General features: G+C 50.5%; 4 protein-coding genes. 3 read left to right on the top strand and 1 reads right to left on the bottom strand.

All coding sequences use genetic code 11. The annotated features are described in order from the left end of the window. Positions 1-2,212: endonuclease MutS2 (locus DXZ20_RS32970; protein WP_163703697.1), on the bottom strand; the 2,212-nt coding region annotated here is incomplete at its 3' end. 195 nt (positions 2,213-2,407) lie between these two features. Between DXZ20_RS32970 and DXZ20_RS32975 the strand changes: the two genes are divergently transcribed. The 3 genes from DXZ20_RS32975 to upp form a co-directional block, all read left to right on the top strand. Beyond that, positions 2,408-3,640, top strand: a complete 1,233-nt coding sequence (locus tag DXZ20_RS32975) for a DUF790 family protein (RefSeq protein ID WP_163702938.1) — start codon at positions 2,408-2,410, stop codon at positions 3,638-3,640. Between the two features lie 242 nt (positions 3,641-3,882). Continuing rightward, positions 3,883-4,251, top strand: a complete 369-nt coding sequence (locus DXZ20_RS32980; protein ID WP_006515114.1) for a response regulator transcription factor — start codon at positions 3,883-3,885, stop codon at positions 4,249-4,251. Between the two features lie 127 nt (positions 4,252-4,378). After that, positions 4,379-4,875, top strand: a 497-nt coding sequence (gene upp, locus DXZ20_RS32985) for a uracil phosphoribosyltransferase (protein WP_163703698.1), incomplete at its 3' end; no start/stop codon positions are given.

Raw genomic sequence — 4,875 nt, forward strand, 5'->3', positions numbered from 1 at the left:
CCTCTGGTTCCTTTTTGGCAACTTTGACCGTTGTGCGGCGTTTCTCGGGTGCTTTTTCGGCAGCGGGTTTAGACGTCGCTGTTTTTTGACCCGTGAGGGATTCAATGTCACTGAGATCGACAATGGTTTTCATCAAGCCAAAGCGCACGGCCACTTTACCGTCACTATCGGGTTCACCGACGACTTCGGCAGTTTGGCCCCCCAGACCAATCAGACGGACTTTTTCACCCAGTTTAGGCTTGTAGTCGGTGATTACTTTTTTGGCAGGATGGTTGCCCTTGGGTACCTGTTGCTGCTGAGCAATGTCTTCGACTAACTCGGTTGCCCTTTGGGCGGCCTGGGCGGTGGGATTTCCCTTTTGCAACTGGCGAATAACCGTGGCAATTTCAGCTTTAGCTTCGGCCACGGCTGCTTGAATCGCTTTTTCCTGTTCTAGCTTTTGACTGCGTTCCCACTCTTTAATAGCGGCAGCCTTGCGTTCGATATCTGCTTTGAGGGCTTCGGCCTGGGCAACGATTCCGGCAGCCTGTTTAGCTTGGTCCTCCTGCCGCTTACGCTGGGCTTCAAGGCCAGCGATGACCTGGTTGACATCATCTTGTTTACTCACGCCCACATAGGTTTGGGCTGTATCAATGACGTTGGGATTGAGCCCTAACCGTCGAGCAATGGTGAGGGCATTGGAGCGACCGGGAATACCCCACAGCAGCCGATAGGTGGGAGACAAGCTGACGTCATCAAACTCCACTGAGGCATTTTCAAAGCGCTCATCCTGATATTTGAGGGCCTTGAGTTCACCAAAGTGAGTCGTAGCTACGGTTAGACGAGTGTGGTTCGCTAGGTGTTGCAGGAGTGCGATCGCAAGCGCACTACCTTCTGTCGGGTCAGTCCCCGCCCCCACCTCATCCAAAAGCACCAACGAATTTGTGTGGTGGGCACTACCCACCGCTGCCGTATTGTCCGCATCGTCTATCCCATCCGCCCCAATCGCATCCAAAATCCGACCAATACGGCGAATATGTCCTGAAAACGTCGACAGACTTTGCTCAATCGATTGCTCGTCACCAATGTCTGCTAAAACCTGATCAAACCAGGGTAGTTCTACAGGTTCACGAGCAGGCACAAATAGTCCCACCTTGGCCATCAGGGCTGCTAACCCCAGGGTTTTCAGCGTGACTGTCTTACCCCCGGTATTGGGGCCTGTAATGGCTACTACCCGAATATCGGGGTGCATGGTGATATCTGTGGGAACCACCGTGGGGCCTTCTTCATGGCGCTGTTGCCACACTAATATGGGGTGACGTAGCTGCCGCAGAACCGTGCGCTCATTGGTTTCACTAAACCGAGGGGGATTAGCCTCTAACCAGAGGGAGTAGCGAGCCCGGGCAGTGGCCAAATCCAACGTTGTGACGATGGCCATGAGCTGCTCCAGGTCCTCGCTGACTGCGGCCACTTGTCCAGTCAGGCGCTGCCGTACCAATTCTTCTTCGCGGGTCTCTTGACGCTCTAGCTGACGTAGACGGTTGCCAAATTCCACCACACCCTGGGGTTCTATATATAGGGTGGCACCGCTTGTAGACACATCATGGACAATGCCGGGAATAGACTCTTTCTGAGGGGCTTTCACTGGTATTACAAAGCGTCCGGCTCGCTGAGTAATCAGGGTTTCCTGCAAGGCCCCTGAATGCCGTTGCATGATGCGCTGTAGCTTGGCATGGAGCTGATCGTGGGTACTTTTAAGGTTTTTACGAATGCCGGCCAGTTTTGGATTGGCCCGGTCGGTAACTTTACCCCGATCGTCGATGCAGTGGTGGATTTCTTTTTCTAATTCTGGATAGGTACGCAGCTGACCCACCAAGGCCTGTAGCACTGGGAAAGCCTCTTCCTCTTGGGCATCAATGGTGCGGCGTAACTGACGGGCACCCGCTAGGGTGGTGGCAATGTGCAACAACTCGTCCCCAGACAAAATGGCTTGACGCTTCGCCCGTTCAAGGGCATCACCCATGTCCTGAACACCCCGAAAATTAAGGGGGGATTTCTCTTCTAGTCGGTAGGCTTCACGGGTCTGAGCCAAGAGCTGTTCACTTTCGCTTTGGTGCTCGGGAATGCGCCCGTGGCGAGCGGCGAGGGCACCCAGCTTAGTAGCGGCAAACGTGGCCCACTGCTGACATAAACGGGGCCATTCTAAGAGGTCTAAGGTTTCGGACTGGATCAAGGGTTAGAAGGGAATATGTAATGCTCTGGGTGAGGAAATTTTTGAGTTCTTAGTTCTTAGTTCTTGGTTCTTGGTTTGAGATGTCTCTGACCAAAAAGGGCTTGAGGGGGACACAACTCAAAATTCAAAACTCAAAATTCAAAACTCAAAATTAATTGTGCTCTTAACTAACTATATAGCCTCTATCTTAGGAACATGCTTCCTTCTGACTTGCTAATCCATCGCCCTCGGGGTGACTCCATTGATGCAAAACAGCTGCCGCTGAGTAAAGATTGGCTTGCGATCGCAACTAATCTCATTTCTCTGTTCCAGGCGACAGTGGGCGATACCCAAGGGAGTCTGAACCAAAAACTGCAAGAACTTGAAGGTGAAGACACTGACTACCGGATCAAACGAGGCTTAGCCCATATCCTTCGCAGCAGTTTCAGCACATTTGAGATTGTCAGCCCTCTAGAGCCTCAGGCATTAAGACAGCGTGTCTTTGCCCTTGCCGCTGCGAGTGTGCCATCCCCTACAGCAGCACAGCAGCATCTAGAAAACTTGGCCAGCCAGCTGACCCAGGAACTCGACAAAGATGTTGAACCCATTCACATTCAGCAGGGATTATACGCTGACCTTAAGGAGAATCGTATTCTTACCCAGTTTGATGCCCCTACACCAGAGGCATTGCTCCATCGCTATAACCTATCCCAAGTACAGGGCATCTTTTATCGAGCCAGTCATGTGGTCTTAAATCTGCACCGTAATGATCCCGGTGAGTACAAGCTGATGTTCCGGTATCTAAAGCTATTTCGGTTGATGGCCTACATTGAAGGGGAAGCAGACCAGGGGTTTACCGTTACCATCGACGGTCCAGCCAGTCTTTTCAAAGCCAGTACTCGCTATGGCCTCGATATTGCCAAGTTAGTACCTGCTATTTTGCATGTGACACGTTGGCACCTCAGCGCCACACTGCAATGGAAAGACACTTATACCAAGGCACTGTCTGCAAAAAGCTATACCCTCGACTCTGAATGTGACCTGGTAAGTCACTACCCGCCGGGTAAACCCTACGATAGTATGGTTGAAGCCGCCTTTGCCGACCGCTGGATGACCCTTGTGGAGAAGGGGAAAACTCCGTGGCAGTTGGAACGAGAAGTTGATTTAATCCCAATCCCTGGCAGCGTCATGATTCCTGACTTTCGGTTAGTGCATCCCGACGGTCGTGTCTATTTATTGGAAATAGTAGGGTACTGGCGACCAGAGTATCTGCGCAAAAAGTTTGCCCAGGTGCAAAAGTCCGACTGTCAGAATTTGATTCTGGCTATTTCAGAACGGCTAAACTTAGCAAAAGCCGGTATCGATATAAACAATGTACCAGCCAAGATTGTTTGGTTTAAAGATAAGCTACAGCCTAAATCTCTACTGAGCCTGCTGGAAGAGCTATGAATAATAGGCAACTGACGTGACGAATGCTTCTTATCTTTTTCGTATAATCAATAATTAATACGATAGGGATAGCTAGTAAGGCCACATTTCTAAATTAGAGCCGTCTAACTGTTTAACTATCGCTCGTAGTAAAAGTCATTGCTTGAAGTCGACTGAATTCGTATTATTAGCTGGTTACGTTTAATCTAGCCCTCTGATATGGGCTAACTAACACTTGAGGAACTCTACCTATCCCCTGCATTATGACCACGGTTTTGATTGTGGATGACAGTTCAACCCTACGGGAGATGATCTCTGGTCTCCTGATCAAAGCGGGTATGACTGTTTTAGAAGCTGAAGATGGCGAGAAAGCAAAAGACATGATTTCGTCAAGGCCACCGGATCTTGTGGTGCTTGATATCGTTATGCCTAATATGAATGGCTATGAGCTGTGCCGCTGGGTCAAGAACAACGGTCCCACAAAGGACGTGCCAGTGGTTATTTGTTCATCTAAAAATGAAGAATTTGACCGTTATTGGGGGATGAAGCAGGGGGCAGACGCCTACATTGCCAAGCCGTTTCGCCCGGCTGAGATGGTGGAAACGGTTAAACACTTGCTGCGGGGGCGATAAGTATAGGGGGCTTAGGGCCTAGGGAGTGGGTAAAAAGTCCAGCACCTAAACCCTAGACCGCCTCGCTATCAAAGGCGTATGATTGGGCAGATTTGAGCCCATCTTACTGTCTCTATTAGCATTTCCCATGGCAATTCAGCTGCGGATTCACGTTCCTCCTCACCCATTAATCAAACATTGGCTCGGTGTGTTACGGGACGTTAACACACCGTCTGCTGTATTTCGCAGTGCCATGACTGAAATGGGGCGATGGTTAACCTATGAAGCAATTCGTAATGATTGGTTACCCACTGTGGATGCCACCGTAGAAACGCCGCTGGCTCCTAGCCCTGCGACATTTATCAATCCTGAAATGCCGCTGATGGTGATCCCCATTTTGAGGGCGGGGTTGGCGTTGATGGAAGGCGTCCAATCGGCACTGCCTACGGCTTCGGTGTATCACCTTGGCTTTGTTCGCAATGAAGAAACCCTGGAGGCTAGCTGTTATCTGAACAAGCTGCCGGATCAGATTGGTCCCAATACTCGCATCTTGATCAGTGAGCCAATGTTGGCGACGGGCGGTACAATGATGGCCACTATGGCAGAGTTAGTGAAGCGTGGTGTGGATCCGTCTCTGGTTAGGAT

Source organism: Adonisia turfae CCMR0081, from assembly GCF_011009555.1.
Lineage (GTDB): Bacteria > Cyanobacteriota > Cyanobacteriia > Phormidesmidales > Phormidesmidaceae > Leptothoe > Leptothoe turfae.

Coding starts and splice junctions, on each gene's coding strand:
- DXZ20_RS32975 (WP_163702938.1), top strand. CDS start 2,408: ATGCTTCCTTCTGACTTGCTAATCCATCGCCCTCGGGGTGACTCCATT.
- DXZ20_RS32980 (WP_006515114.1), top strand. CDS start 3,883: ATGACCACGGTTTTGATTGTGGATGACAGTTCAACCCTACGGGAGATG.